Raw genomic sequence first — 26,320 nt, 5'->3', positions numbered from 1 at the left:
CGGAGGCCGACACGGCAGGACGCCCGGCGCCATCCCTGTGCCGCTCCCGAGAGGCGGCCCCGCCCTCATCCGGCGCGCACCCCCGCCGTCAGTCGATCGAGCAGCCCGGCTCGTCCGACAGCGCACGCTCGATCCGCGCGCGGTGCTCGTCCGACATCGGCGGCAGCGCGTCGGGCGCGAACCAGCCGACCTCGGTCGACTCGTCGTCCGCGACGTGGGCCTCCCCCGAGATCCAGCGGCAGCGCACCACGTGGTCGAGGTACTGCGAACGGTCCCCGTTGGGGTACTGCATCGGCGGGAGGGTGTGCACCTGCACGAGGCGCTCGACCTCGATCTCGACGCCCGCCTCCTCCTGCGCCTCGCGGCGGGCGGTCCCGGCGACGGTCTCGCCCGGGTCGATGATCCCGGTGACGGCCGTCCAGGCGCCGGTGTCGGCGCGTCGGACGAGCAGGACCTCGAGCGCCGGCTCCTCCCGGAGGATCACCGCGGTCACGCCGGTGAGCCAGAGCAGCTCGGTCCCGATCCGCTCGCGCAGTCGCAGCACGAAGTCGGGAGTCGCCATCAGTGCTCTTCGGGTCGGAAGTCGAACGCGACGATGCCGGCCGTGTCGACGAACGGCCCGACGAACTCCTTGAACGCGTCGTGCGCCGGATCCCAGTGCGCGGGGTCCTCGACGGCCGGCCGGCCCAGGTAGTAGTGCAGGTCGCCCTCGGACGAGAAGGTCAGCAGGAACGCGCGGTCGAAGCCCTCGCCCGCGCCCTCGATGCTCAGCTGCGGCCCGGTCTCGATGGACTCGATGTAGGGCCGTCCGTCGCGGACGCACTCGTCGGCGAGGGCGAGGAAGCGGCGGGTGACCTCGTCCGCCTCGGCGACCAGCGCCGTCGGGCGGAAGCGGATCAGGACGAGGTGCCGGAGCGTGCCCGGGCGGAAGTCGCGGGCGACGAAGCGCTCCGGACCGATCTCGTCGAGGACCGCGGTGGCGCGCTCCGGACCGCTGCGCCAGCGCGAGCCGACCGTCTCGGCCGCATCCCTGATGTCCGTCATACCGACGCCTTCCCGGCGCGGGCGGCACGCCGCCGCTCACGATACCCCTCGACCAGGTTGTAGACGACGGGCAGGACCACGAGGGTCAGCACCGTCGAGGACACCAGGCCGCCGATCACGACGATCGCCAGCGGCTGCGAGATGAAGCCGCCGTGGCCCGTGATCCCCAGCGCCATCGGCAGCAGCGCGAAGATCGTCGCGAGGGCGGTCATCAGGATGGGCCGGAGCCGCCGCTCGGTGCCGTGCAGCAGCGCCTCCCGCACCGGCATCCCGCGGTCGCGGTACTGGTTCACCAGGTCCACGAGCACGATCGCGTTCGTGACGACGATGCCGATCAGCATCAGCACGCCGATCAGGGACGGCACGCCCAGCGGCACGCCGGTGATCACCTGCAGGAGGATCGCGCCGGTCGCCGCGAACGGCACCGACACGAGCAGGAGCAGCGGCTGCAGGAGCGAGCGGAACGTCGCCACCATCACGACGTAGACGATCAGGATCGCGACCAGCAGCGCGATGCCCAGCTGCGAGAACGCGTCGGCCTGGTCGGCGGTCACTCCGCCGAGGGAGGCGTCGACACCGGCCGGAAGCGCCGTCGCGTCGATCGCGTTCTGCACGGCGACGTTGGCCGAGGCGAGGTCGTCGCCCTCGGGGGTGACGGTGATGGTCGCGGTGCGCTGCCCGCGCTCGGTGGTGATGCTCGCCGGACCGTCCGTCTGCTCGACCGCCGCGAGGGTGGAGAGCGCGACGGCCCCGGCGAGGGTTGGCACCTCGAGGGTCCGCAGCTCGTCCACGGTGGCCGGCGGCTGCCCGTCGGCCAGGTAGATCGAGAGGGTGCGGTCGTCGATCACGACGCTGCCGACCTGGCTGGGCTGGAGCGCCTGGCTGACGATCGTGCCCACGGCGACCTCGCTGAGACCCGCCCGGGCCGCGGCGTCGCGGTCGACCCGCACCGCGATGTAGGGCAGCGAGGAGGAGAGGTTGCTCTCGGCCTGGCTGATCCCGTCGGTCCCGCGCAGGGCCTCGAGGAGCTGGTCGCTCGCGCTCTGGAGGTCGCTCTGCGAGGCGGTCGAGAGGTCGACCTCGATGTCCGAGGAGGCGCCGAAGCCGGAGGAGGCGGCGACGCTGATGTCCTCGGCCGAGGCGACGCCCGACAGCGCGTCGCGGACGTCCGCCTGCACGGCCTCCTGGTCGGCCGACTCGTCGGCGGTGACGGAGTAGCGGATCGAGGTGCCGCCGCCGCCTCCGCCGAACGCGCTCTGCAGGCCGCCGGAGGAGCCGACGGTGAGCTGGACGGTCTCGACGCCGTCGACGCCGAGGATCGCCGTGCTCGCCTGCTGCGCCGTCGCGTCCTGCGCGTCGAGGCTCTGGCCGACGGGGACCGTCTGGGTGACGGTGAAGGTGTCCTGCCCGCTGGAGCCGAGGAAGTTCGTCTTCATCAGCGGGTACAGCGCACCGGTCCCGACGAGCACGAGCAGCGCGAGGAGGACGGTGACGACCGAGTGCTTCAGCGTCCAGTGGATGATCGGGCCGTACACCGACTGCAGCCCGCGCGCCCGCCGGGGAGCGGCGTGGGCGCCGTGGTGCGGGGCCTCCTCGACCGGCGCGGCGGTCTCGGCCGGGACCCCCGAGGCGGGTGCCCCTCCGGCCGCCGCGCGCTCCTCCGCGAGCGCCGCCTGCGCGGCCTGGCGCACCGCCGGCCGCTTCGAGGGGCGGAGGAACCAGTAGGCCAGCACCGGCACGATCGTCAGCGCCACCACGAGGGAGGCGAGCAGGGCGATCGACACGGTCAGCGCGAAGGGCCGGAACAGCTCGCCCGTGGTGCCGCCGACGAACGAGATCGGCAGGAACACCGCGACCGTGGTGATCGTGGAGGCGGTGATCGCGCCGGCGACCTCGCGGACGGCGACCGCGATGGTCCGGGCCCGGTCCTCGCCCGCGTCGAGGTGCCGCTTGATGTTCTCGATCACGACGATGGAGTCGTCGACCACACGCCCGATCGCGATGGTGAGCGCGCCGAGGGTCAGGATGTTGAGGGTGTAGCCGGCCGTCTGCAGGCCGATGAAGGTGATCAGCACCGAGGTCGGGATCGAGATGGCCGTGACCAGGGTCGAGCGCACCGACAGCAGGAACAGCAGGATCACCAGCACGGCGAAGACGAGGCCGAGCGCCCCCTCCTGCGCGAGCGACGCGATCGACTCCTGGATGTAGGGCGCCTGGTCGAAGACCGGGGTGAAGGCGGCGTTGTCGCCGATCGACTCCTCGAGGTCCGGGAGCAGCGCGGCCACGCCGGTCGACACGTCGACGGTGTTCGCGGCCGGGAGCTTGGTGATCGAGAGGGTCAGGGCGGGCTGGCCGTTGACGCGCGAGATCGAGGTGACGGGGGCGTCGGTGACGGCGACGGTCGCGACGGAGCCGAGGGTGGTGACCGTCGGCTCTGCGGTCACGGCCGCGCCTCCCGCCGCCGCTCCGACGTCGGAGCCGCCGACCGAAGCGCCGGAGCCCGCGGAGGCACCCGCGCCCGCTGACGCACCGGCGCCGCCCGAACCCGCGGAGGCACCTGCGGACGGCAGCAGCGGCAGCGCCGCGATCGCGTCGGTCGAGTCGAGCTTGACGCCCGACTGCACCGAGAAGGTCGAGCCGTCCTGGGTGATCTGTCCGCCCGCGACGAGCACGCCGTTCTGCTGCAGGGCCGAGCGGATGTCGCCGGTCGAGAGGCCGGCCGCGGCGAGCGCCGCGTCGTCCGGGGTGATCGTGACGCGCTGGGCGGTCTCGCCGACGAGCGCCGCCTCGCGCACGCCCTCGACCTTCTCCAGGTCCGGGATGACCGTGGTGCGCAGGCGCTCGGCCAGCGCGTCCGCGTCGCCGTCGCTCGACACGGCGAGCTGCAGCACCGGCAGGTCGTCGAGGGAGCCGGTGACCACCTGCGGGTCGACGCCGTCCGGGAGCGTGCTCTTGATCCGGTTGATCGCCTGCAGGATCTTCTGCTCAGCGGTGGCGAGATCGGTGCCGTAGGTGAAGGACGCCGAGATGAGGGAGGAGTCCGTGGAGGACGTCGCGCTGGTCGTCTCGAGCCCCGGCACCCCCTGGATGGCGGTCTCGATCGGCGTCGAGACGTCGTCGTTGACCACCTCCGGAGCGGCGCCCGGGTAGGACGTGACGACGGCGAGCTGCGGGAAGGAGATCGACGGCGCGAGCTCCTGCTTGAGCCCGGTCAGGTCGACTCCGCCGAAGACGGCGATGACGACGGTGACGAGCGCGATGAGCGCCCGGTTCTTCATGCTGAGGACCGCGAGGAGATGCACCCTCCGAGTCTTCCATCAGCCGACTGAGTGTTGGGAGGGACGCGGCGTTCCGGGGCGCGCGACGGGGCGACCGGCGCCACCGGCCGGCCCCGGACGCCCTCAGCCCAGGCGGACCTCAGCCGTCGACGACCCGACGGGGAGGCTCACTGCAGCGCCCGCCCCGGCGCTCGAGAGCGCGAAGTCCCCGGCGAAGGCCCGGACGCCGACGCGCCCCTCGGCGTCCGTCCGGAGCACCGTCGGGTCGAGCCACCAGTCCCCGCGGATCCGCGAGCGCAGCGCCTCGTAGGCCGGCTTCGGGCTCCCGTCGCGGCGGAGGAACCCGCCCGGCGCTCCGAGCCAGGCTCCGGCGTCGTCGAAGCCCCAGTAGGTGATCGCCTCGACCGCCGGATGCGCGACCAGCGTCTCGTAGTGCCGCACCATCTCGTCCGCCTGCCGCGCCTCCCCCTCCGGAGTGGTCGGCCAGTGCTCGACCACGTGGTCGTTGAGGTCCTCGATCTCGGCGGGCATCAGCTCGCCCGAGACGAGGGTGGTCTCGGTCCAGTGCAGCGGCAGGCCGAAGCGCGCGAACCTGTCGCAGATCGCCGTGATCTGCTCCTCCCCGCGGAACCCCTGGTGCATGTGCGACTGCAGGCCGATCGCATCGGGCCGGATCCCGGCCTCGAGCACGTCCTCGATCAGCCGCTCGTACTCGGGCCCGAGGTCGAAGTCGTTCAGCACGAGCACCGGTCCGGTGCCGACGCTGCGCGCCTCCGAGAAGGCCAGCTCGACCATGCCGACGCGTCCCTTCTCGCGGGCGAGGCGGGTGACGGCGTTCGTCACGCCGTCCGGCTCGTTCGCGAAGCGCGGCATGATGACGACCTCGTTGATCGCGTCCCAGGTGTCGATCAGCCCGGCGAAGGCGCCCACCTCCCGGCGGATGCGCGCGCGGAGGAGCTGCTCGGCCTCGTCCAGCGGCAGCGCGTCGAGCCACTCCGGCTTCACGTAGTGCCAGACCAGCGGGTGCCCCTTGAGCCGGACGCCGTCCGCGGCGAGCGCGCGCGCCTCGGTGAGCACCCCCTCCGTCGCGGTGCGGCCGCGCTCCTGCTCGAAGCGGCCCCAGTAGACGGGGAGCGTCGCCGTGTCGAACAGGTCGAGCCAGAGCCGGCGCTCCTCGGCGCGCGCGGGGTCGGTGCTCGGCGGAGTGCAGCCGAAGGCGAAGGCGTGGCGGCGCTGCTCGACCGTCACGTCGGCGTGGGCGAGCGGAGCGCCCTCGGCACCGAGGACGGTGACGAGGGCGTCGGCGAGACGGGGGCTGAAGTCGGTCATGCGGGGCCTTTCAGGCGGGGTGGCGCTCGTCGAGCGCCGTGTACTCGGATCGGGTGAGCGGGAGGACCGCTCCGTGCTTGGTGTCCTCGGGCAGGTCGAACTCCTCCGCGAGCTCCCAGCGGCCCGAGGCCGGGTCGGTGCTCGTGTAGGCGCGGTAGCCGTAGGGGCGGAGGGCGTACTGGTCGACCCAGAGCGACCAGCGCTCCTCGCGGTGGTGCCGGAAGACCAGCGGCCCCTCGATGCTCGGGCCGAGCTCCTGCCCGATCCCCCGGGCGACGGTGGCGAAGTCGTCCGCGAAGAGGGAGGAGCCGACCTGCTGGAACACCTGCATCGTGTCGGGGGCCTCGTCGTGCTGCTTGGCGAAGCGGTGGACGGCGGTGCCCTCGATCAGCAGCGTCATGTCGATCACTCCGCCGGGCAGCCGCAGGTAGGTCTCGGGCTCGGCGAACGTACGGAAGTCGCGCGTGCGGGACAGCAGGATGCGGCTGTCGCCCGTCTCGCCGGTGGCGGGGTCGCCGTCCTCGGCCAGGCCGGAGGACCAGTGCACGAGGAAGTCGCCCGAGACCGGGTCGTAGACCGACTCCGGCGCCCAGGCCATGCCCGCGCCCTCGGGAGCGACGGCGACCGCGCGCGGCTCGGACCACTCGAGGAGGTCCGGGGAGTCCCAGACCACGAGGTCGCGGCTCCCCCGGTGCCGGTAGAGGTCCCAGTCCGGGCCCTCGGGCCGCCAGACGCGGAGGTCGGTGGCGACGAGGTGGAAGCCCCGCGGCCCGCGGACGATGTGGGGGTCGCGGACGCCGCCCGTGCCGCCGGTCCACTCCAGCACCGGCCCGAGCGCTCGCCAGCGCAGCGGATCGTCGCCCCGGCTGAGCGAGAGGAAGATCTTCTCGCTGTGGCCGGTCCGGTCCTCCACGAAGTGGACCAGCAGGTAGCCGTACCCGTCGCTCATGAGAGAACGATCTCACACGCCCGGCGGGCACTCCACCTCAGACCACGTCGGCGAGGTACCCCGGGTCGGCCGCCGGGTGCCGGGCGACCTGCGCCCACGCCGTCGCGAGCGCCTCCACGGCCCGATCGGTCGCCTCGGGCGAGTAGCCGATCGGGATGCGGAGGAAGCGCTCGAAGGCGCCGTCGATCCCGAAGCGCGGGCCCGCGGTGATCAGCAGGCCCGCCGTCCGGGCGGCGAGCGCGAGCTGCGAGCTCGCCGGCCGGCCCAGGCCCACCCAGGTGGAGAGGCCGCCCGAGACCCGCGGCACGCTCCACTCCGGGATCGCGCGCGCCAGGGCCGCCTCGAGGTGATCGCGGCCCGCGCGCAGCTGTGAGCGCCGCAGCTCCAGCACGCCGTCCATCCGGCCGAGCATGTCTGCGACCAGGAGCTGCTCCAGGATCGGCGTGCCGAGGTCGCTCGCCGAGCGCGCCAGCGCCAGCTTGCGGATCACCGCCCGCTCGGCGCGGATCCAGCCGATCCGGATGCCGCCCCACAGCGTCTTGCCGACGGAGCCGATCGAGAGCACCGTCCCCTCGGGCCCGTAGGCGGCGAACGGCAGCGGCGTCATCCGCCGGTCGATATCGAGCTCGGCCGTCGTCTCGTCGGCGATGATCAGCGTGCCCTGCCGGGCCGCGGCGGCGATCGCCCGCTCCCGCAGCTCGGGGGCCATGGAGCGGCCCGTCGGGTTGTGGAAGTCGGGCATCAGGTAGGCCAGGCTCGGGCTCGTGCCGCGCAGCGCGGCGATCAGGCCCTCTCCGTCCCAGCCGTCCGCCCCGTCGACGTTCACCGGCACGAGCCGCGCGCCGGCCAGCCGGAGGGCCTCGTAGGCGTGCGGGTAGGTCGGGGCCTCGATCAGCGCCCGGTCGCCCCGCGCGAGCAGGGTGCGGGCGACGAGTGCGATCGCGTGCTGCGCGCCGATGGTCACCATGATCTGGCCGGGCTCGGTGCGCAGACCCCGCGCGGTGTAGCGCTCGGCGATCGCGCGGCGCAGCACCGGCAGACCGACCGTGTCGTAGGAGCCGGAGTCGAAGTGCTCGGGGGCCGCCTGCGCCGCGCGGGTGTACGCCTCGGCCAGCTCGGGGACGGCGGGCAGGGCCGCCTTGGTGAAGTCTAGGAAGTCCGGCGCGAGCGAGGGCACCGCGTGCACGGCCGCTCCCGGCAGGCGGGTGACGCTGCCGGAGCCGCGCACGCTGACGAGGTAGCCGCTGTCGCGCAGCTCGCGGTACGCGGCGGCCACGGTCGTGCGGCTGACGCCGAGGCGGGCCGAGAGCTCGCGCTCGGCGGGCAGGCGGCTGCCCGCGGGGATGCGGCCGTCGATCCCGAGGAGGCGGATCCGGTCGGCCAGAGCGAGGTAGGCGGGCCGGGTGCCGCGCTGCTCGCGCCAGTCGCCGAGGAGGGTCTGCAGGGCGCGCGCGCCGAAGTGGACATCAGCCATGCGTCCAAGGTAGCCGGATTGGACCGCGCGAAGAAGGCCAATGTCGCGCTGTGATGAGTCCATGACGCTCACCGCTCCCGTCGCCGCCGCCGCTCCCCCGGCTGGCCAGTGGCGCCTCCGACCCGTGCCGCGCCTGCTGGTGGGCCTGATCCTCTACGGATTCGCCGACGCGATGATGATCCGAGCGGCGATCGGCGTGGACCCGTGGACCGTCTTCGCCCAGGGGGTCGCGCACCAGACCGGGCTCGGGATCGGACTGCTCACGAACGTGATCGGCCTGCTCGTCCTGCTGCTGTGGATCCCCCTCCGACAGCGGCCCGGTCTCGGCACCGTGCTGAACGTGCTCGTGGTCGGCACGATGATCGATGTCGGACTGCGTGTGCTGGCGACGCCGGAGGAGTGGTGGGCCCGCGGCCTGCTCTTCGCAGGCGGTCTCGTTCTGCTGGCGGTCGCGAGCGGGATCTACATCGGCGCCCGCCTCGGTCCGGGGCCCCGCGACGGACTGATGCTGGGCCTGCACACCCGCACGGGCCTGCCGATCTGGGTGGCGCGCTCGGGCGTCGAGCTCACGGTGCTGCTCATCGGCTGGGCCCTCGGCGGCGACGCCGGCCTCGGCACCCTCCTCTTCGCGGTGCTGATCGGGCCGCTCTGCTCGGTGACCCTGCCTCTGCTCGGGGTGCGGAGGCACGGACCCGCGCACGACGGACGCCCCGCCTCCCGGACCGGTTCCGGGAGGCGGGGCCTTCGCGATCGGATCGGCTAGCGCTTGGCCGCGATCTCCGCGCGCATCCGCGACGCCTCGTCGGAGTCCTGGATCGAGGCGATCCCCTCGGTGATCGAGGTGCCCGACGCGGGGGCCTCGTGCTCGTCCGCTCCGAGCGTGGTCTCGTCGAAGGGCGAGCGCCCGCCGAGGACCTCGCGGACCTGCACCATGTCGATCTGCTTGGTCCAGGTGCCCACGAGAAGGGTGGCGACCGCGTTGCCGGTGAAGTTGGTGACCGCGCGGGCCTCGGACATGAAGCGGTCGATGCCGACGATCACGCCGACGCCGTTGACCAGGTCGGGGCGGAAGGACTGGAGGCCGCCGGCCAGCGTGGCCAGGCCCGCTCCGGTGACGCCCGCGGCGCCCTTCGAGGCGATCATCATGAAGAGGAGGAGGCCGATCTGCTCCGGGATCGACATCGGCGCTCCGGTGGCCGAGGCGATGAACAGCGACGCCATCGTGAGGTAGATCGCCGTGCCGTCGAGGTTGAAGGAGTAGCCGGTGGGCACGGTGATGCCGACGACGGGCTTGGAGACGCCGAGGTGCTCCATCTTCGCGATCAGGCGGGGCAGCGCCGCCTCCGAGGAGGAGGTGCCGACGATGAGCAGGTACTCGCGGGCCAGGTACTTCATCAGCGAGAAGATGCTGACGCCGGTCACCAGGCGCAGCAGCAGGCCGAGGACGACGACCACGAAGATCGCGCAGGTGATGTAGAAGCCGATCATCAGGGTGGCGAGAGCGACGACCGCTCCCCAGCCGGTCTTGCCGACGACCGCGGCGATGGCGCCGAACGCGCCGATCGGGGCGACCCAGAGCACCATCGAGAGGATGCGGAAGACCAGGACCTGGAGCTGCTTGATCGCTCCGAGGATCGGCTGACCCTTGGCGCCCATCTTCTGCAGCGCGAAGCCGACGAGCAGCGCGACGAAGAGGGTCTGCAGGATGCTGCCGTCCACGAGCGAGGAGAACAGCGAGACGGGGATGATCCCGAGGACGAAGTCGCTGGTGCTCTCGGCCTTGAGGTCGCTGGTGTCGTAGGTGGCGCTCGAGATGTCGAGGCCCTCGCCCGGGTGCAGGATGTTGCCGACGACGAGGCCGATCGCCAGGGCGAAGGTCGACATCACGATGAAGTAGCCCAGCGCGAGTCCGCCGACCTTGCCGACCGTGGCGGCCTTCGCGATGGAGCCGATGCCGATGACGATGGTGCAGAAGATGATCGGCGCGATCATCATCTTGATCAGTCCGACGAAGGCCTTGCCGACGGGCTCGAGCGTCGCCGCGAAGGCGGGAGCGACGAGTCCGACCACGACGCCGGCGACCACGGCGATGATGACGGCGATGTAGAGCCAGTGGTTCCGGTCGATGCGCCGCCGGGTCTTCGGAGGGGTGACCGCGGGGATCAGCCGGTCGGACGGCGTCTGAGGCGTCTTCGCCATGGGGGTGTCCTTCTCTTCGTCGAGGTGAGGGGGTAGGACGATGGTGGCCCCGCCTCCGGAGCCCGGCACGGTTGCGTTCATACTGTTCACGGCGGGGCGCCCCGAGCGCTCGCTCACGAGGGAGTGGCATGGTCAGGACGCCGAGCGCACGCGGACCGCGCGGCAGCATCGCCGCGCGCCTGTTCGCCGTGCAGCTGCTGAGCATCCTGCTGATCGCCGCGGCGGCCGTCGCGGTGCTGGCCCTCGACGCGCGGAGCCGAGCGGGCGACGAGGCCGCCCAGCGGAGCCTCGTCGTGGCGCGGACGGTGGCCGACAATCCGTTCGTCCTCGAGTCGACGGCCGGCGCGGACCCCTCCGCGAGCCTGCAGCCGTACGCCGAGGAGGTCATGCGGGACACCGGCGTCGACTTCCTCACGATCATGGCCCCCGACCGCACCCGGTACACCCACCGCGACCGCGACCGGATCGGCCTGCCGTTCCAGGGCACGATCGAGCCCGCGCTGGAGGGGCGGACCTTCACCGAGACGTACACCGGCACGCTCGGGCCCTCCGTCCGCGCCGTCGCACCGATCGAGGACGCCGACGGCGCGGTCGTCGCGCTCGTGTCGGCGGGCGTCACGCTCTCGGCCGTGGACGCCTCCTTCGCCGCCCGCGTGCAGGTCGTCGCGTGGGGCGCGCTCGGCGCGGTCGCGCTCGGCGCCCTCGGCTCGTGGCTCCTCGCCCGCTACCTGCGCCGCGTCACGGGCGGGCGGGGCCCGGAGCAGATGAGCCAGGTCTTCGCCTACTACGAGTCCGTCCTGCACTCGGTGCGGGAGGGGCTGCTGCTGGTCGACGACCGCGGCCGGCTGGTGCTCGCCAACGACCACGCGCTGGAGCTGCTCGGACTCGAGGGCGTGCGGACGCCGGTGCCGGTCGCCGAGCTCGACCTCCCCGGCGCCCTGCGCGAGCTGCTGCAGGACGACGAGCCCGTCTCGGACCGCCTGGTCGTCGCCCGGGAGCGGATCCTCGTGGTGAACGAGCGGCCCGCCGCCTCCCCCGGCGCCCGCCCCCTGGGCACGGTCGTCACGCTCCGCGACCGCACCGAGCTGCAGCGGGTGAGCGGCGAGCTGGAGTCGCTGCGCACCCTCTCGGACGCGCTGCGCTCGCAGACCCACGAGTTCTCGAACCGCCTGCACACCATCGCGTCGCTGATCGAGCTCGGCCGGCCCGACGAGGCGCTCGCGTTCGCCGCCGGCGAGCTGAACCTCAGCCAGCGCCTGGCCGACCGGGTCCTCGGCTCCGTGCAGGAGCCGGTGATCGCCGCCCTGCTGCTGGGCAAGGCCGCACAGGCCCGCGAGCGCGGCGTCGAGCTGCACTTCGAGACGCACCTCGAGCCCGGCACGCAGGGGCTGGAGCCCGGGGACCTCGTGACGGTGCTGGGCAACCTGATCGACAACGCCCTCGACGCGGCCGCCTCGTCCGCTCCGGACCGCGAGCCGTGGGTGGAGGTCTACCTCGGCCTCGCGGAGGGCGAGCTGGTGGTGCAGGTGTCGGACAGCGGCCCCGGAGTCGCGAGCGCCGCCGACGTCTTCGCGCGCGGCTACTCGACGAAGGAGTCGGACGGCTTCGGCCGCGGCATCGGCCTGGCGCTGGTGCAGCAGGTGGTGCAGCGGCTCGGCGGCTCGATCGAGGTCTCGCGCCACGTCGGCGCGGTGTTCACGGTGCAGCTGCCGCTGCCCGCGCGGGTGGCGTCGTGATCCGGGTGCTCGTCGTCGAGGACGAGCCGCTGACCGCGAGCGCCCACGCCGACTACGTCCGGCGGGTCGACGGCTTCGAGGTGGCCGCGGTCGCCGGCAGCGGCGCGGAGGCGATCCGGGCGCTGCGCGCGGACCCGGGCATCGCGCTGATCCTGCTCGACATGAACCTGCCTGACATGGGCGGCCTCGACCTCTGCCGGGCCGTCCGGGCGGCGGGCCTGGACGTCGACGTCATCGCGATCACCGCCGTCCGCGACGCCGCGAACGTGCGCGCCTCCGTCGCCGCCGGCATCGTGCAGTACCTGATCAAGCCGTTCGTCTTCAGCGCGTTCGCCGCCAAGCTCGCCAGCTACCGGTCGTACCGCGAGCGGATGCACGGCGCCGACGTCGCCAGCCAGCACGAGGTGGACGGGGCCTTCGCGGCGCTCCGCACCTCCAACGCCCCGGGTCTGGCCAAGGGGCTCTCGGCCCAGACCCTCGAGGCCGTCACCGCACTGCTGGGCCCCGTCGGCCTCTCGGCGGCCGAGCTCGCCACCCGCCTCGACATCTCGCGGGTGACGGCCCGCCGCTACCTCGAGCACCTCGCCGACTCCGGAGTCGCGGACCGCGCGCCCCGCTACGGCTCCCCCGGCCGCCCGGAGCTGGAGTACCGCCGCCGCTGAGCGCGCGTCAGGCGGCCCGCAGTGCGGCGGCGATCTCCTCCTCGATCAGGTCGTGATGGATCGCCGCGCCCACGCGCAGCCCGTCGGCGGACGAGGCGACGACCTGCGCCATCGGCTCGACCAGCGAGCCCGCGGCGAAGACTCCGGCGACGCCGGCCCGGCCCATCGGATCGACGGCGAGGTGCCGCGCGACTCCCGACGGGTGGTCGGCGAGCTCGAGGCCGAGCCCCTCGGGGAGCCGCCCCTCGACCCGCGGGCCGACGACGAGCGCGTCGAGCTCGTGCCGCCGACCGTCGATCACCACGCCGACCAGGCGGTCGTCCTCGACGAGGACCCTCTCGACGCGGCCGGGCACCAGAGCGATCCCGCGGGCGGCCAGCGCCGCCGCCTCGTCGCCGGCGGGCGCGGGTGCGCCGTGGAGCAGGATCGACGTCCGGTCGCTGAGCTGCCGGAACATCTGCGCCTGGTGCCCGGCGAACGAGCTGCCGAGCACGCCGATCCGCCGGCCGCGCACCTCGAAGCCGTGGCAGTAGGGGCAGTGCAGGACTTCCCGTCCCCAGCGGGCGCCGAGCCCGGGGATCTCCGGCAGCAGGTCGCGGACGCCGGTCGCGAGCAGGAGGCGGCGCGCGCGGAGGACCGTGCCGTCGGCGAGGGTCGCGGTCACGCCCTCGGCACCCGCGGAGGCGCGGACCGCCTCGCCCTCGATCACCCGGGCCCCGTAGCCCTCGGCCTCGGCGCGCGCCAGGCGCACCAGCTCCGTGGGCGGGACGCCGTCGCGGGTCAGCACGTTGTGGGCACCGGGCGAGGGTGCGTTGCGCGGAGGTCCGCCGTCGACGACGAGGACGTCGCGGAGACTGCGGCCGAGGGCAGTGGCGGCGGCGAGGCCGGCGAAGGAGGCGCCGAGGATCAGGACGTCGGCGGGGGCGGGGTCTCGGGCACGACGCCATCCTGGCACGGGCGGTCGCGCCGCATGCCGGAACGGCACGGATCCTCGCGGCCCAGCCCGGGGCGGCGGAGCATCGACCCATGACCTCCACCGACGCCTGCGCACCCGCCGCGACCGCACGCTCGCGTCCCTCGCGGCCGAGACCGGCATCTCGGCGAGCACCCTCTCGCGCCTCGAGAGCGGAGGCCGTCGCGCGACGCTGGAGCTGCTCCTCCCGATCGCCCGCGCCCTCGGGGCGCCGCTCGACGAGCTCGTCGGCGCCGCGCCGGAGGATCCCCGCGTGCACGGGCGGCCGGTGCGCCGGAACGGCATGCTCATCCAGCCGCTCAGCCGCGACGCGGGCGCGCTCCAGGCGTTCAAGCACACGCTCCCGGCCGGGCCGGTGACGGAGCCGGCGGAGCAGCGCGCGCACGAGGGCTTCGAGTGGCTCTACGTGCTGAGCGGGCGGCTCCGCCTGCGGCTCGGCGAGCACGATCTGGTGCTGCCGGCCGGCGAGGCCGCCGAGTTCGACACCCGGGTGCCGCACTGGTTCGGCCGCGCCGACGAGCAGCAGGTCGAGTTCCTCAGCCTCTTCGGCCGCCAGGGCGAGCGGATGCACGTGCGCGCGTCCACGCGCCGCTGAGCGCGGTCACGCCTCGCCGAGCACCTCGCGCGCGAAGCCCTCGGTGCGCGCCCGCAGAGTCGCGATCCGCTGCGCCCGCGCCGCCTCGAGGTCGAACCCGATGTAGGCCACCGACGGGCGCCGCCGCACGTTCACCGAGCACTCGAAGCGGGAGCAGACGAGCGTGCCGAGCGAGTCCCCCGCCCGCCCGGCCGCTCCGGCCTTCCGCGCCCCGAAGAAGACGACGTCGTTCGGGAGCTGCACGTCGCGGCACCACGAGCACTGCGCCCGCGAGCGCGGCAGGGCGTCGGCCTGGGTGAGCAGGACCCCGACGAGGCGCTCCTCCAGCGGCACGACGACGTAGGCGCGGCGGCCCATCCTCCGGTCGCGCCAGCCGAGATGGTCGATGACCGACCAGTCCAGCGCGTCGAAGTCCTTCGGCAGCGCGAGGTCGGCGACCTCCTTGCGGGAGGCGTTGACGAAGGACTCGCGGATCTCGGTCTCGGTCAGTGGCTGCATGGCGCTTCCGAGCCTAGGCCGGGATCAGCCCAGGTGGGCGACGGCCTCCTTCGGAGCCTGGGCGAGGAACTCCTCCTTCTTCACCCGGATCATCGCGACGGCGACGACGGAGGCGACGACCAGCCCGATCGCGGCCGCGACGAAGACCGCGGAGTAGCCGTCGACGAAGGCGACCGGCGACTGCTGCTCGCCCGCGACTCCCGCGTAAAGGGTCGTGAAGATCGACAGCCCGATCGAGCCGCCGATCTGCATGGCGGCGTTCGCGGTCGCTCCGGCGGCACCGGCGTCGTGGGCCGCGACTCCGGTGAGCGCGAGGTTCTGCAGCGGCACGAAGACCATCGCCATGCCGATGCCCAGGAGGATCAGCGCGGGCAGCACCTCGAGGAGGTAGCCGCCGTCGGGGGTGATGCGGCTCAGGTAGAGGAGCCCGGCCGCCGCGATCAGCGGGCCGACGATCATCAGCACGCGCGGGCCGATGCGCGGCAGCAGCTTGGCGGCGACTCCGGCGACGATCATGATCGTCACCGTCATCGGCAGATTGGCCAGGCCCGCCTCGAGCGGCGGCAGGCCCAGGACCAGCTGCAGGTGCAGGGTCAGGTAGAGGGTGGAGCCGATCATCACGCTGCCGACGATCGCCTGGACCAGGAAGGCTCCGCCGCGGACGCGGTCGGCGACGATGCGCAGCGGCAGCGACGGGTGGTCCGAGCGGGCCTGGATCCGCACGAAGAGGGCCAGCAGCAGCACGCCGAGGAGGAGGAAGCCGAGGGTGTCGACGCGGAGCCAGCCCTGCTCGGCGAGGGTGAAGCCGTAGACGACGCTCGCGAGCCCGAGCGCGACGGTGATCGTCCCGGCGACGTCGAAGCGGTTGCGCCCCTCCGCGCGGCTCTCGGTGACGAGCAGCTGGCCGGCGATCGCGCCGACCACGACGACGGGGACGTTGACGAGGAGGCACCAGCGCCAGTCGGCGAACTCGGTGAGCAGCCCGCCCAGCACGAGGCCGACGGCGGCGCCCGCTCCGGCGACCGCTCCGAAGACGGCGAAGGCCGTGCCCCGCTCGCGGCCGGAGGGGAAGGAGACGGTGAGGAGGGCCAGAGCGGCCGGGGCGAGCAGCGCGGCGAAGGCGCCCTGCAGCCCGCGGGCGGCGATCAGCTCCGTGCCGGAGGTGGCGAGGCCGCCCCAGGCGGAGGCGGCGCCGAAGCCGATCATCCCGATCAGGTAGGTGCGCTTGCGGCCGGTGTAGTCGGCGATGCGGCCGCCCAGGAGCAGGAGCGCGCCGAACGCGAGGGCGTAGGCGGTGACGACCCACTGGCGCTCGACGTCGGTGAGGCCGAGGTCGGCCTGCGCGGCGGGGAGGGCGATCGTGACGATGGTGCCGTCGAGCACGACGACGAGCTGCGTGAGCGCGAGGATCACGAGCACCCACCAGCGGCGGGCGGAGGAGGGAGCGGACGGGGAGGGCATGGCGGCCTTTCACACGGAGCGGAGCGGGACCGGCGGGTCCGGATCCGAGCCGCGTCATCGGGGCCGAACCACCCCAACCAGTTGGTTGGGCGAAGAAGAGTGTATCGTTCGAGCGCCCGGAGGTGAACCATGGAGCCGACATCCGATGCGGCGCTGCCCGCACGCGAGCGGATCCTCCGCGCCGCCTCCGTCGAGTTCGCCGCCCACGGCTTCGCGGGCGCCCGGGTCGACCGTGTGGCCGCGGCGGCGGGTCTGAACAAGGAGCGGCTCTACGCCTACTACGGCGGCAAGCGCGGCCTGTTCGTCGCGACCGTCGTCGAGGCGCTCGGCGCTCTCGACGAGACGCTCCTCGCCGAGGCGGCGGACCTCCCCGACCTCGCGGGCCGCATGTTCGACCATGTGTGGGAGCACCCGGAGTTCCTGCGCCTGCTCACGTGGGCGCGCCTGGAGGGAGCCGGCGTCTGGGAGGAGGCCGGCGAGCAGCTCGGCGGGGTCCCCGCCCCCGAGGCCCGGGTCCTCGAGTGGCAGCGCACCGGCGTCGTCGACGCGAGCTGGTCCGCCGACGACCTCTTCATCGCCCTCCTCGGCCTCTGCGAGATCTGGCACCTCACCCCCTTCGCCTCCCGGGGCGGGGAGAAGACGCGCGACCGCCGCCGCGCCTTCGTCGTGCACGTCGCGCAGCTGGTGGGCGCACCGCGCTGAGGCAGACCCCTCCCCCGGCAACGGAAGCGACGTCGGCATCTCCGATCCGGACGCGGTGGACGGGGCGGCTCATCCCTCCGAGCCGGAACCCGACGGATCGGACTGGAGTGGGAGGTCCCGCGGATCCGGCTTCGGGACGACCCCTTCATCACCCGGAAGGACCGCGCCCGCCGCGCGCTGAGCCTCGTCCTCGAGGAGGAGTGATTCGAAATCGCCGGGCGCGCACGGCATCTCCGCCCCGATCATGTACATCTCCTCGACAGCGCCGGTGACGAAGCTCGCCCGCAGCACCGGTCCGCCCTGCCCGTAGACCGTCGGGCGCGGAGTCGAATCGGTCACTCTCACCGTCATCCCCAGAGACTCCCAGTAGTCCGCGACCTTCCGCGCATCCCCCTCGACATCGGTGCCCGCCGGGGCCCACCAGGCGTAGCTGTAGCTCGCACCGCTCACCCGGTCGCCGGGGCCGCACACATCGGGCCTGGCCGCGCCGCTCCGCGGCCACCACCCCTCCACATCGAGCCGCCCCGCGGAGTCCCGCACGAACTCCACCACCCGATCCCGACCCTCCCGAGGACTCATCGTGCTCACCGGTCTCGCCTCCTTCTCCGTTGCACAAGCGGTCATCGACATCACGAGCAGAGCGGCGACGGTCAGCGCGACGCCCGTCCGCTGAGGAGAGCCTCTACCCGCCATGGGAGGCTCCCACGACCGCCTTCTGGAAGGCGGTCGGTCCGAGCGGCCGGTTCTCGGTCAGCAGGTCGAGTCGCCGGGAGACGGCCCACGCCGCGTTCTGCAGGGACTCGGTGTTCGTGTCGAGATACCCCGCGAGATCGCCGTCGTCGCTCTTCAGCGCAGCGTGATCCGTCACGATCCTCCCGGCGTCGCCTCCGGTCTCCACACCGAAGACGCGCGCGCCGAAGTCCTCGTCAGCGGGATCCGTGTGGTGGTTCCAGCTGAAGGCGCGGCCCATCCACGCGGCCTCGTCGCCGCTCTCGGTCTCGCCGAGGTACTTGTCCCGCGCCTGCCCCGCGAAGACGGATTCCGCGTGCAGGTCGCTCGCCTCGTCGACGCTGTCCGGGAGGCCGGCCGAGCCCAGCGTCACGACGACCCCGAGCTCGACGTCCGAGCGCGAGGCGGCGACGGCCATGACGGTGCTGCCGTAGGAGTGGGCGACGACGTTCGGCTTCGGCAGGTCGTCGCCCCGGACCGCGGAGAGCCCCTGGACAGCCGAGGCGAGTGCGGCGCCGCCGGCGACCGCCTGGTTCGAGGTGAGGACGTCCATGCCGTTCCCGCCGAGCCGCGCCATCGGCGGGGTCTCGTAGCCGATCCAGGAGACGACGGCGCTGCCGGGCGGGAGGAGCGACTGCAGATTCTGCGACGCCTTCGTCCATCGGGTCATGCTCTCCGTCGTCTGTCCCATCCCGGGGACGGCGTAGGTGACGTTCGTGGCGGTGTCGGGATCGCCGATCGAGACGGCGGCGAGCGGAGGCTCGTCGGCGGTCAGGGAGATGAGGAAGCGCGGGTCCTGACCGAGACCGCGCCGGAGCGATGCCCGCACGTCCCTCAGCGCCACCAGCTGCGACTCCACCGCCGCGAGTCGCTCCCCGTCGCCCGCCTTCCCGCGCAGGCCCGCCGCCTCGCTCCTCAGCGCCACGATCCGCGCCCTCAGCGCCCTCTCGTTCGCCCTCACCCGGGCGCGGTAGGGAACACCCTCCAGATTCCCGATCACCCCGGGCAGACCGGCGACCAGCGCCTCCTGCTGCGGCGAGAAGCGCGCGCCGTCCGTGGAGTCGAGGCTCCGCCACCAGTCGTTCACGAGGGTCGGAGCCAGTCGCCCGAGGCGCGCCGCGAGGTCGGGCGACGCCGCCAGGAGTGTCGCGAGATCGTCGGACGAGAGCGCCGCGAGGGAGTCGAGCAGGCTCCGGCCGCCCCGGGGCCGCGCCAGGGTGCCGACGGCGTCGAGGACCGGAACGGAGAGCGCCGCTCCCCCCGCGGCGGTGAAGGCCAGGGAGATCTGCTCGACCCAGGTCGCGTCGGCCGCACCGATCGACAGCAGCTCGCGGAAGCCCCGGAGCACCGAGAAGGACTCGACCGGCGCCCACGAGCAGCGGTTGCCGAAGGCTCCCCAGGCGGCCATCAGATCCTGGAGCCGGGAGCGCATCGCCTCGTCCGCCTGCCGGGTCTGCGAGACGAATACGTCGAGGCGCTCGGGGTCGGCGGAGGTCGCGCCTCCCGCGGCGGGGCCGCCCGGGGACGTGCGGGGCACCGACCGGGGGGAGAACAGCGCACGGATCGGCGGAGGCACGACCGGCCGATCGGACGGCGGCCGGTCGACGACCTCTTCGACTCCCGCCGCGAGGGCCGCGACCGGATCGAGGCGGCGCTGCTGCTCGCGCTCGTCCGCCCGCCGCTCCCAGGCCGCGTACTCCTCCCGGCGCCGACGCTCCTCCTCGGCCTTCCGTGCCACGAGCCGAACCGTGTCGGCGAGCTCGTGCAGCTCGGCGCTCAGCCGACCGCGGTTCTCCCTGTCGCAGACGCAGACCCGGCGGAACAGCTCGGCGTACGCGCCGCGGAACTCGCCCAGCGCGTACTCGGCAGCGACGGACCTCAGCAGGCCCTCGGAGGCGAGCGCCTCCGCCGCCTCGTCCGAGGCGCGGACCAGCTCCGCCGCTGCTGCGTGGTCGAAAGAGAACAGGGTCATCGCCTCCTGAGTGAGAACATCTCAGGAAATGTAGAACGACTACGACGGCGTCGGCACCGGGTGGCGCGAGACGGCGCGCGGTCAGCGCGCCCGCGCCGCGTCCGGCGGCACGCAGAAGTGGCGCGGACCGCATCGGACCGCGCCACTCGTCCAGATCACGCGGCTCACTCCGCCGCGGTCAGCCGCTCCAGGTATCCCGCGAACGCACGCAGGTCCTCCTCGGGCCAGGCGCTCAGCGCCTCCTGCATCCGCTGCCGCTGACGGCCGCCGAGGTCGCGCATCCGCTCGCATCCGGCCGCGCTGAGCGAGAGGAACCGCGCTCGGCCGTCGGCGGGATCGGAGGTCATCTCGACCAGGCCCAGCTCGGCGAGCTGGCGGGCCTGGCGGCTGATCGCGCTGCGGTCGACCCCGAGCCGCTCCGCCGCGGCGCCGGAGTGGACCGGACCGCAGCGCTCGAGGATCCGCAGCAGCCGCAGTCCGAAGGGCGGCAGCGCCGGGTCGATCGACGCCGCCGCGTCCCGGACGGCGAGGCGCACCTGGACGGCGAGCACGGTGATCTGCTCCTCGACCTCGTGCAGCGCCTCGGCCGAGGGCGCGGCGGCGGGCATCAGGAGCGCTCGATCACGTCGACGGAGCCGGTGGGAGCGGCGTGGCGTGCGTGCCCGACCGGCTCCTCCTGCCGCTCGTCGTCGGCGTGGCGGCCGTGTCCGGCGGGAGTGGCCTCGCGACCCTCCCGGGCGTGCGTCGCGTCGTCCGTCCGCCGGGCCTGGCCGACGGGGCGGAGCGCCGCCTGGCCGTCCGAGGCGGCGATGAGGGCGTCCTCCGCGGCCTGCAGCGGAGTGGTCGGCTCCGCCTTGAGCTGCACCGCGTTCTTCGAGCCGAGACTCACGTTGGGCAGGAGGACGACGGCGATCAGCGTGACCACGGCGAGCGGGATGCTGTAGAGGAACACGTCGCCGACGCCGATCCCGTAGGCGCTCTCGACCACGACGCGCACGGCGTCGGGCAGGGTGGCCGGCTGCGGGATCGTGCCGCTGCCCAGCGCCTGCGCGGCGAGAGCCTGGTCGGCGGGAGCGAGCCCCGCGATGCCGGTCTTGATGCGGTCGGCGATCACGGTGCCGAGCATCGAGCCCAGGACCGAGACTCCGACGGTGCCGCCGAGGCTGCGGAAGAACGTGACCGCGCTGGTCGCGACGCCGAGGTTCTTCACCTCGATCGAGTTCTGCACCACCAGGACGAGGTTCTGCATCAGCATGCCCAGGCCGGCGCCGAGGACGGCCATGTAGATCCCGACGAGGACCAGGTCCGTGTCGTAGCGGAGGGTGCTGAGGAGGGAGGTTCCGATCACGGCGAGCACGCCGCCGCTGATCATGATCGCCTTCCACTTGCCGGTGCGGGAGATGATCCCGCCGAAGATCGTCGACGCGATCAGCAGGCCGGCCATCATCGGGATGGTGAGCAGGCCCGACTGGGTCGGCGTGGCTCCGCGGGCCAGCTGCATGTACTGCGCGAGGAAGACGGCGACGCCGAACATCGAGACGCCGACCGAGATGCTCGCCACGACGGCGAGGCTGAAGGTGCGGTTCTTGAACATCCCCATCGGGATGATCGGCTCGGCCACGGTGAGCTCGGTGATCACGGCGGCGATCAGCAGCACGACGGCACCGCCGACCATGACCGCGGTCTCCCACGAGGCCCAGTCGAAGTTCTTGCCGGCGAGGGAGACCCAGATCAGCAGGAGCGAGACTCCGCCCGCGATGAGCACGGCGCCGAGGTAGTCGATCCGCACCTTGCGCTTCGGGTGCGCGGGGAGGCGGAGGGTCATCTGGAGGAGGACGATCGCGACGATCGCGACGGGCATCGCGATGAAGAAGTTCCAGCGCCAGCCGAACGCGTCGGTCACGACGCCGCCCAGGAGCGGGCCGCCGACGGTGCCGATCGCCATCACGCCGCCGAAGAGGCCGGCGTACTTGCCGCGCTCACGGGGGCTGATGATGTCGGCCATGATGATCTGGCTCAGCGCGGCGAGTCCGCCGGCGCCCAGGCCCTGGAACACGCGGAAGACGATCAGCATGTTCGTGTCCTGCGAGAAGCCGGCCAGGGCGGAGCCGATGACGAACAGCCCGAGGGCGAGCTGGATCAGCAGCTTGCGGTTGAACAGGTCGGCGAACTTGCCCCAGAGCGGGGTGGAGACCGTGGTCGCGAGCAGGGTCGCGGTGACGACCCAGGTGTAGGCGTTCTGGTCGCCCTTGAGGTCGGAGATGATCCGGGGCAGCGAGGTCGACACGACCGTGCCCGCGAGGATCGAGACGAACATGCCCAGCAGCAGGCCGCTGAGCGATTCGAGCACCTGGCGGTGCGACATGGCGCCGTCCGGCCCGGCGGGGGCGTGCGGCGCGGTGGTTCCGCGCGATGCGGCGCGGTGTTCGGGGTGTGACATGGGCTCCTCTTCAGCACGGCGGCGGTTCTAGTTGACTGCGATCAACTATTGACCGAGAGCAACTATATAGCCGGGCGTCACGAATCTCCAGTGGCACTCTGCTGCCGTCCAGGCGCCGCTCCGGCCGCGCCTATCCTCGGAGCATGGACAACATCGATCGGAAGATCCTCGATCTGCTGCGCCAGAACTCCCGCGCGGGCTACGGCGACATCGGCGGCGTGGTCGGGCTCTCCGCCTCCGCGGTGAAGCGCCGCGTCGACCGACTCGTGGCCGACGGCGTGATCCGCGGCTTCACGATCAAGGTCGACCCCGCGGTCGACGGCATGGCCACCGAGGCCTACGTCGAGCTCTTCTGCCGCGGCACCGTCGCTCCGGACGAGCTCCGCCGCATCCTCTCCGCGGTCCCCGAGGTCGTCGACGCGGGCACGGTCACCGGCTCCGCCGACGCGATCGTCCACATCCGCTCGCGCGACATCCCCAGCCTCGAGCTCGCCCTCGAGAAGGTCCGCATCGCGCCCAACGTCGACCACACGCGCTCCGCGATCGTCCTCTCCCGCCTCATCCAGCGCAGCGAGGCCTGACGGATCGCGCCACCTCCTCGACGCGCGTCGCGACCGCCTGGTACTCCATACCTGTATGGTGAATCCAGGAGGGCGAGCATGAGCGACAGGGAACAGGCCGGTACGGCGGCACGACGGAGACGGCGCATCTGGCTGATGCTGCCGGCACTGTTCGTCGGCGTCCTGGCCGGGCACCTCGTCGCGACCGCGGTGGGCGCCGAGGATCCGTGGGACGTCGTGGTCACCGCCGCCGTCGCGGCAGCGGTGGCGTCCGTCGTCCTCGCCCTCGTCGATCGGCGGCGCTGAGCCCTCCCTCCTGGATCGGAATCCGAGGGAGGGAACGACGATGGAACGACAGAGGACGAGCACGGCACTGGTCGCGGCGGCGGCCGCTCTGCTGGCGGTGCCGCTGTTCACAGCGCAGGCCGCGCACGCCGAGCCGGCGAGGCAGGAGACGAGCAGCCGGGTGCACCTCGAGGCACGGGGCGGATCGGCGTCGACGGTGACCTTCGACGTCACCGACGACACGCGGATCGTCGAGCTGGCGGGCGGCGGGGTCGGCTTCACGGACGGCGCCGAGACGTCCGACGCACTCCCGGAGAGGATCGACGTCGGACGCGGCCGCACCGTGTCGGGCCACTGGTCGATCGACGACTCCGACACGCTCACCTTCCACTTCGCCCCGGACTCGGCGTCCCGCTCGGCGGTGGGCGGCCTGCACCTGAACAGCGACTGGAGCTCGCCCGAATGGGGCCACTGCGTCGCCGGGAGCGGCGTCAGCGGTGCCGCGACCGGCGGGGTGATCGGTGCGATCTCCGGTCCCGGCGCGATCGCCTCCGCGACCGGCGGGCTGCTCGCGGGGATCATCGGCGGAGCGATCACCTGCTGAGTGCCGCCTCCTGAACGACCCGGATCAGGCGGGCGCGTCCGCTGCGGTGTGGACGCGCTCGCCGCCGATCCAGGTGCCCAGCACCCGGGTGTCCCCGATCGCCCGGGGGTCGCCGGCGAAGGGGTCCCGGTCCAGCAGGGCGAAGTCCGCCGCGAGTCCCACGGCGATCGAGCCCGACTCGCCCTCCAGGCCGTTCACCCACGCCGAGCCGGCCGTGGAGGCGGAGAGGGCGGTGGCGAGGTCGAGGCGCTGCTCCGGGAGGAACACCTCCTCGCTCCACCCCGGCTCGCGCTCGGACGGCGCCGAGAGCCGGTTCACCGCGACGTGGATCGCGGCGAGCGGGTCGGGCGTCGACACCGGCCAGTCGCTCCCCGCGGCGAGCACCGCGCCCGAGCGGAGCAGGTCGCCGAAGGGGTACTGCCACGAGCCGCGCCGCTCACCGAGGAACGGCAGCGTCAGCTCCACCATCTGCGGCTCCAGCGAGGCCCACAGCATCTGCAGGTTGGCCGCGACGTCGAGCGCACGGAAGCGCGGCAGGTCGTCCGGATGCGCGACCTGCAGGTGGGCGAGGTGGTGGCGGTTGCCGCGGCGCCCGTTCGCCTCGATCGCCCGCTCGACGGCGTCCAGGCACTCGCGTACGGCACGATCGCCGATCGCGTGGAAGTGCACCTGGAACCCGGCCGCGTCCAGGAGCGGCACGGCCTCGTTCAGGAGGCGCGGGTCGACCATCGAGAGGCCGTCGCCGTGACCATGGCCGCCGTGCCCGTCGAGGTAGGGCTCGAGCATCGCCGCCGTGAAGTTCTCGGCGACCCCGTCCTGCATGATCTTGACGGTCGTCGGCGCGAAGCGGTCGGCGGCGAGCGCCGCGCGCCGCTCGACGAGCTCCGGGATCTGCTCGACGCCGCGGCCCCGATCCCACCACAGCGCACCGCGGACGCGCCCGGTCAGCTCGCCCCTCAGCGCCGCTAGGCGGTACACCGGACCGGGATCGCCCACATCGCCGTAGGAGCCGATGATCGCGTCCTGCCACGCCGTCACTCCGAACGAGTGCAGGGTCTCCTGCCCGAGGAGCAGCGCGCGGTGGAGCTCGTCCGCGCTGGCGGGCGGGAGATGGCGGCGGACCGCGTCCATCGCCCCCTCGTGCAGGGTGCCGGAGGGGGTGCCGTCGGCCAGGCGCTCGATGCGGCCGTCGGCGGGGTCCGGCGTCGTGCGGTCGATCCCCGCGAGGCGCAGTGCGGCGGAGTTGACCCAGGCGCCGTGCCCGTCGGCGTTGGTGAGGAAGGCGGGCCGGTCAGGGACGACCGTGTCGAGCTCGCGGGCGGTCGGGGTGCCTCCGGGGAAGTCGGGCAGGTTCCAGCCGCCGCCGAGGATCCACTCCGCTCCGCTCTCCCGAGCCGCGTACTCGGCGACCGTCGCCAGGTGCTCGGCGGGCGACCCTCCCGCTCCGAGCCAGCAGCGCAGCAGCGCGGCGCCGCCCCAGACCGGGTGCACGTGGGCGTCCTGGAAGCCGGGGACGAGCATCCGGCCCTCGAGGTCGACCACCTCGGTGCGCGGCCCGATCAGGTCGGAGGCGTCGGCGCCGACCGCGACGATCCGCCCTCCGACGACAGCGACGCCGTGCGCTCGGGAGCGCACGGCGTCGGCGGTGAAGACGGCGCCGCCGGTCAGGACGAGATCGGCGGCGCTCACGGGTTCAGAAGCCCGCGGGAGCGAAGGCCTGCGTCATCAGGGAGAACAGCGACACCGTCCAGCCGATCGCGATGAGGAACGACACGACCACGACGCCGAGGAAGACCCAGAGCGGGAGGAGGCCGCCTCCGGTCACGCGCTTCACGACCACGCTGCGGCCGATCACGTAGACGTAGGGAGCGGCGAGGAAGGCCCACGCCCAGTGGAACGGACGCTGCAGGCCGGCTCGCTTCAGCTGGCGCCAGTCGAGGAAGGCGAAGACGACCTCCGCCGCGTAGATCAGGAAGCCGACGACCTGGAGCACGCCGAGGCCGACGAGGTAGGCGGTCGACATCCCCATCGAGGAGCTCGGCCCGTAGGTCGAGGCCATCGACGAGTCGACGATCGCGCTCGGCGGGAGGAGGAAGATCGACAGCGCCGAGAGCAGCGGCAGGAGGACCACCACCCAGATCCACGGGGTGGACGTGACGATGCTCGTGTCGCGCTGCTGCACGGGTGCTCCGGGAGCCGCGGAGTAGGCCGGGTACTGCGGCTGCTGCTGGTTGTAGGGCTGCTGCGGCTGCTGGCCGTAGGGCTGCTGGCCGTACCCCTGCTGGCCGTACTGCTGGGGAGCCTGCTGGCCGTAGCCCTGCTGCGGCTGCTGCTGGCCGGAGGGCTGCTGCGGCTGCGGCTGCTGACCGGCGCCCTGCTGGCCGTAGCCCTGCTGCCCGTAGCTCTGCTGCGGGTCGGCGGACGACGGCTGCTGCGGATACCGACCCGAGGCCGACTGTCCGTAGCTCGTCGCCGCTCCGCTCGACGTCTCCCCGTAGGCGGGACGCTCGGCGGGCGGCGCGGGCGGAGTCGGTGCGGTCGGCGGAACGGGAGTCGCGGCGGCCTGCGCCGACCCGCTCCCGGCCGGGGCGGTGGGAGTGGCCGCCGGCGCGTCGCGGAGCGACTCCGTCCAGCCGGTCCCGTCCCACCAGCGCTGACGGGACGAGCCCGCCGGGTCCGGGTACCACCCGGCGCGGGGTCCGGAGGCCTCGCCGCCCGTGCTCGCGCCCTGGTCCGTGCCGGTTCCGTTGTCGTCCGTCATGGCGTCCTCCACTCCCCTCCGGGCGTCTGCCCGCGATCTCGGACCACCGTAGCGCCGCGACACGATGCG

Annotated in this window: 24 protein-coding genes and 1 pseudogene; 9 read left to right on the top strand and 16 right to left on the bottom strand. The window is 73.2% G+C overall.

Annotated features, from left to right (window positions below; genetic code table 11):
* Positions 1 to 88: 88 nt before the first annotated feature.
* From C5D09_RS11585 to C5D09_RS11560, 6 genes are all read right to left on the bottom strand, one after another.
* Positions 89 to 562, bottom strand: a complete 474-nt coding sequence (locus C5D09_RS11585) for an NUDIX domain-containing protein (RefSeq protein WP_104226172.1) — start codon at positions 560 to 562, stop codon at positions 89 to 91.
* Positions 562 to 1,044 carry a Dabb family protein gene (locus C5D09_RS11580; RefSeq protein ID WP_104249875.1) on the bottom strand — a complete coding sequence of 161 codons (483 nt, stop codon included), beginning with the start codon at positions 1,042 to 1,044 and terminating at the stop codon, positions 562 to 564. Before C5D09_RS11580 ends, C5D09_RS11585 begins: the two co-directional genes overlap by 1 nt.
* Positions 1,041 to 4,346, bottom strand: coding sequence for an efflux RND transporter permease subunit (locus tag C5D09_RS11575; RefSeq protein ID WP_104269360.1), 3,306 nt, complete (start codon positions 4,344 to 4,346; stop codon positions 1,041 to 1,043). Before C5D09_RS11575 ends, C5D09_RS11580 begins: the two co-directional genes overlap by 4 nt.
* Positions 4,347 to 4,445: 99 nt before the next feature.
* On the bottom strand, positions 4,446 to 5,651 hold the full coding sequence (locus tag C5D09_RS11570) for an endo-1,4-beta-xylanase (protein WP_104269359.1): 1,206 nt from the start codon (positions 5,649 to 5,651) through the stop codon (positions 4,446 to 4,448).
* 10 nt (positions 5,652 to 5,661) lie between these two features.
* The gene (locus tag C5D09_RS11565) at positions 5,662 to 6,600 is read right to left on the bottom strand and encodes a glycoside hydrolase family 43 protein (RefSeq protein WP_104269358.1); all 939 of its coding nucleotides are present in this window, start codon (positions 6,598 to 6,600) and stop codon (positions 5,662 to 5,664) included.
* Between the two features lie 37 nt (positions 6,601 to 6,637).
* The gene (locus C5D09_RS11560; protein WP_104257666.1) at positions 6,638 to 8,074 is read right to left on the bottom strand and encodes a PLP-dependent aminotransferase family protein; all 1,437 of its coding nucleotides are present in this window, start codon (positions 8,072 to 8,074) and stop codon (positions 6,638 to 6,640) included.
* Positions 8,075 to 8,135: 61 nt separating this feature from the next.
* Here C5D09_RS11560 and C5D09_RS11555 point away from each other — a divergent pair, with 61 nt between their 5' ends.
* Positions 8,136 to 8,837, top strand: a complete 702-nt coding sequence (locus C5D09_RS11555) for a YitT family protein (RefSeq protein WP_374953046.1) — start codon at positions 8,136 to 8,138, stop codon at positions 8,835 to 8,837.
* On the opposite strand, the gene C5D09_RS11550 is transcribed toward C5D09_RS11555, so the two are convergent.
* Positions 8,834 to 10,273 (bottom strand): cation:dicarboxylate symporter family transporter, encoded by a 1,440-nt coding sequence (locus tag C5D09_RS11550; protein ID WP_104223811.1) that lies wholly within the window; start codon positions 10,271 to 10,273, stop codon positions 8,834 to 8,836. The genes C5D09_RS11555 and C5D09_RS11550 overlap by 4 nt on opposite strands.
* Before the next feature lie 128 nt (positions 10,274 to 10,401).
* Here C5D09_RS11550 and C5D09_RS11545 point away from each other — a divergent pair, with 128 nt between their 5' ends.
* Positions 10,402 to 12,009, top strand: coding sequence for a sensor histidine kinase (locus C5D09_RS11545; RefSeq protein ID WP_104269357.1), 1,608 nt, complete (start codon positions 10,402 to 10,404; stop codon positions 12,007 to 12,009).
* Positions 12,006 to 12,671, top strand: coding sequence for a response regulator (locus tag C5D09_RS11540; protein WP_104223809.1), 666 nt, complete (start codon positions 12,006 to 12,008; stop codon positions 12,669 to 12,671). The genes C5D09_RS11545 and C5D09_RS11540 overlap by 4 nt, the downstream gene beginning before the upstream one ends.
* A gap of 7 nt (positions 12,672 to 12,678) precedes the next feature.
* Here C5D09_RS11540 and C5D09_RS11535 read toward each other — a convergent pair whose 3' ends face one another.
* Positions 12,679 to 13,626 carry an NAD(P)/FAD-dependent oxidoreductase gene (locus C5D09_RS11535; RefSeq protein WP_181135042.1) on the bottom strand — a complete coding sequence of 316 codons (948 nt, stop codon included), beginning with the start codon at positions 13,624 to 13,626 and terminating at the stop codon, positions 12,679 to 12,681.
* Here C5D09_RS11535 and C5D09_RS17950 point away from each other — a divergent pair.
* Together C5D09_RS17950 and C5D09_RS11530 are read left to right on the top strand one after the other, a co-directional pair.
* Positions 13,541 to 13,867, top strand: a pseudogene (locus C5D09_RS17950) (helix-turn-helix domain-containing protein); the annotation flags it as partial. The gene C5D09_RS11535 and the pseudogene C5D09_RS17950 sit on opposite strands and share 86 nt — an antisense overlap.
* A 30-nt stretch (positions 13,868 to 13,897) precedes the next feature.
* Entirely contained in the window at positions 13,898 to 14,239 is a 342-nt protein-coding gene (locus C5D09_RS11530) for a cupin domain-containing protein (protein WP_308471852.1), read from the top strand.
* 6 nt (positions 14,240 to 14,245) lie between these two features.
* Here the strand turns inward: C5D09_RS11530 and C5D09_RS11525 are convergent, their stop codons facing one another.
* Both C5D09_RS11525 and C5D09_RS11520 read right to left on the bottom strand, forming a co-directional pair.
* Positions 14,246 to 14,737: an FBP domain-containing protein gene (locus C5D09_RS11525; RefSeq protein ID WP_104222848.1), complete on the bottom strand. Its 492-nt coding sequence runs from the start codon at positions 14,735 to 14,737 to the stop codon at positions 14,246 to 14,248.
* Positions 14,738 to 14,761: 24 nt separating this feature from the next.
* Positions 14,762 to 16,198 (bottom strand): MFS transporter, encoded by a 1,437-nt coding sequence (locus C5D09_RS11520; protein WP_104269356.1) that lies wholly within the window; start codon positions 16,196 to 16,198, stop codon positions 14,762 to 14,764.
* A gap of 129 nt (positions 16,199 to 16,327) precedes the next feature.
* Here C5D09_RS11520 and C5D09_RS11515 point away from each other — a divergent pair, with 129 nt between their 5' ends.
* A complete protein-coding gene (locus C5D09_RS11515) occupies positions 16,328 to 16,900 on the top strand; it encodes a TetR family transcriptional regulator (RefSeq protein ID WP_104233110.1) in 573 nt (190 codons plus the stop codon).
* A gap of 69 nt (positions 16,901 to 16,969) precedes the next feature.
* Here the strand turns inward: C5D09_RS11515 and C5D09_RS11510 are convergent, their stop codons facing one another.
* From C5D09_RS11510 to C5D09_RS11495, 4 genes are all read right to left on the bottom strand, one after another.
* Positions 16,970 to 17,452, bottom strand: a complete 483-nt coding sequence (locus C5D09_RS11510) for a hypothetical protein (protein ID WP_146085634.1) — start codon at positions 17,450 to 17,452, stop codon at positions 16,970 to 16,972.
* Between the two features lie 130 nt (positions 17,453 to 17,582).
* Entirely contained in the window at positions 17,583 to 19,601 is a 2,019-nt protein-coding gene (locus tag C5D09_RS11505) for an alpha/beta hydrolase (RefSeq protein WP_104269354.1), read from the bottom strand.
* A 164-nt stretch (positions 19,602 to 19,765) separates the two neighbouring features.
* A complete protein-coding gene (locus tag C5D09_RS11500; RefSeq protein ID WP_104222853.1) occupies positions 19,766 to 20,209 on the bottom strand; it encodes a MarR family winged helix-turn-helix transcriptional regulator in 444 nt (147 codons plus the stop codon).
* Complete coding sequence (locus C5D09_RS11495; RefSeq protein WP_104222854.1) at positions 20,209 to 21,966, bottom strand: MDR family MFS transporter; 1,758 nt, start codon at positions 21,964 to 21,966, stop codon at positions 20,209 to 20,211. The genes C5D09_RS11500 and C5D09_RS11495 overlap by 1 nt, the downstream gene beginning before the upstream one ends.
* A gap of 218 nt (positions 21,967 to 22,184) precedes the next feature.
* Between C5D09_RS11495 and C5D09_RS11490 the strand changes: the two genes are divergently transcribed.
* From C5D09_RS11490 to C5D09_RS11485, 3 genes are all read left to right on the top strand, one after another.
* Positions 22,185 to 22,622 (top strand): Lrp/AsnC family transcriptional regulator, encoded by a 438-nt coding sequence (locus tag C5D09_RS11490; protein WP_104222855.1) that lies wholly within the window; start codon positions 22,185 to 22,187, stop codon positions 22,620 to 22,622.
* Positions 22,623 to 22,700: 78 nt separating this feature from the next.
* The gene (locus C5D09_RS17165) at positions 22,701 to 22,907 is read left to right on the top strand and encodes a hypothetical protein (protein ID WP_146076614.1); all 207 of its coding nucleotides are present in this window, start codon (positions 22,701 to 22,703) and stop codon (positions 22,905 to 22,907) included.
* Between the two features lie 40 nt (positions 22,908 to 22,947).
* Positions 22,948 to 23,490: a hypothetical protein gene (locus C5D09_RS11485; protein WP_104269353.1), complete on the top strand. Its 543-nt coding sequence runs from the start codon at positions 22,948 to 22,950 to the stop codon at positions 23,488 to 23,490.
* Between the two features lie 24 nt (positions 23,491 to 23,514).
* On the opposite strand, the gene C5D09_RS11480 is transcribed toward C5D09_RS11485, so the two are convergent.
* Together C5D09_RS11480 and C5D09_RS11475 are read right to left on the bottom strand one after the other, a co-directional pair.
* Positions 23,515 to 25,179, bottom strand: coding sequence for an amidohydrolase (locus tag C5D09_RS11480; RefSeq protein WP_104269352.1), 1,665 nt, complete (start codon positions 25,177 to 25,179; stop codon positions 23,515 to 23,517).
* A gap of 4 nt (positions 25,180 to 25,183) precedes the next feature.
* Positions 25,184 to 26,251 carry a DUF2510 domain-containing protein gene (locus tag C5D09_RS11475; RefSeq protein WP_146085633.1) on the bottom strand — a complete coding sequence of 356 codons (1,068 nt, stop codon included), beginning with the start codon at positions 26,249 to 26,251 and terminating at the stop codon, positions 25,184 to 25,186.
* Positions 26,252 to 26,320 lie beyond the last annotated feature (69 nt).

The sequence above is a fragment of the Rathayibacter sp. AY1C9 genome (genome assembly GCF_002932315.1).
Lineage (GTDB): Bacteria > Actinomycetota > Actinomycetes > Actinomycetales > Microbacteriaceae > Rathayibacter.
This window is presented reverse-complemented; position numbering and strand designations above follow the sequence as displayed.

Coding starts and splice junctions, on each gene's coding strand:
- C5D09_RS11585 (WP_104226172.1), bottom strand. CDS start 562: ATGGCGACTCCCGACTTCGTGCTGCGACTGCGCGAGCGGATCGGGACC.
- C5D09_RS11580 (WP_104249875.1), bottom strand. CDS start 1,044: ATGACGGACATCAGGGATGCGGCCGAGACGGTCGGCTCGCGCTGGCGC.
- C5D09_RS11570 (WP_104269359.1), bottom strand. CDS start 5,651: ATGACCGACTTCAGCCCCCGTCTCGCCGACGCCCTCGTCACCGTCCTC.
- C5D09_RS11565 (WP_104269358.1), bottom strand. CDS start 6,600: ATGAGCGACGGGTACGGCTACCTGCTGGTCCACTTCGTGGAGGACCGG.
- C5D09_RS11560 (WP_104257666.1), bottom strand. CDS start 8,074: ATGGCTGATGTCCACTTCGGCGCGCGCGCCCTGCAGACCCTCCTCGGC.
- C5D09_RS11555 (WP_374953046.1), top strand. CDS start 8,136: ATGACGCTCACCGCTCCCGTCGCCGCCGCCGCTCCCCCGGCTGGCCAG.
- C5D09_RS11550 (WP_104223811.1), bottom strand. CDS start 10,273: ATGGCGAAGACGCCTCAGACGCCGTCCGACCGGCTGATCCCCGCGGTC.
- C5D09_RS11545 (WP_104269357.1), top strand. CDS start 10,402: ATGGTCAGGACGCCGAGCGCACGCGGACCGCGCGGCAGCATCGCCGCG.
- C5D09_RS11525 (WP_104222848.1), bottom strand. CDS start 14,737: ATGCAGCCACTGACCGAGACCGAGATCCGCGAGTCCTTCGTCAACGCC.
- C5D09_RS11520 (WP_104269356.1), bottom strand. CDS start 16,198: ATGCCCTCCCCGTCCGCTCCCTCCTCCGCCCGCCGCTGGTGGGTGCTC.
- C5D09_RS11515 (WP_104233110.1), top strand. CDS start 16,328: ATGGAGCCGACATCCGATGCGGCGCTGCCCGCACGCGAGCGGATCCTC.
- C5D09_RS11505 (WP_104269354.1), bottom strand. CDS start 19,601: ATGACCCTGTTCTCTTTCGACCACGCAGCAGCGGCGGAGCTGGTCCGC.
- C5D09_RS11500 (WP_104222853.1), bottom strand. CDS start 20,209: ATGCCCGCCGCCGCGCCCTCGGCCGAGGCGCTGCACGAGGTCGAGGAG.
- C5D09_RS11495 (WP_104222854.1), bottom strand. CDS start 21,966: ATGTCGCACCGCCAGGTGCTCGAATCGCTCAGCGGCCTGCTGCTGGGC.
- C5D09_RS11490 (WP_104222855.1), top strand. CDS start 22,185: ATGGACAACATCGATCGGAAGATCCTCGATCTGCTGCGCCAGAACTCC.
- C5D09_RS17165 (WP_146076614.1), top strand. CDS start 22,701: ATGAGCGACAGGGAACAGGCCGGTACGGCGGCACGACGGAGACGGCGC.
- C5D09_RS11485 (WP_104269353.1), top strand. CDS start 22,948: ATGGAACGACAGAGGACGAGCACGGCACTGGTCGCGGCGGCGGCCGCT.
- C5D09_RS11475 (WP_146085633.1), bottom strand. CDS start 26,251: ATGACGGACGACAACGGAACCGGCACGGACCAGGGCGCGAGCACGGGC.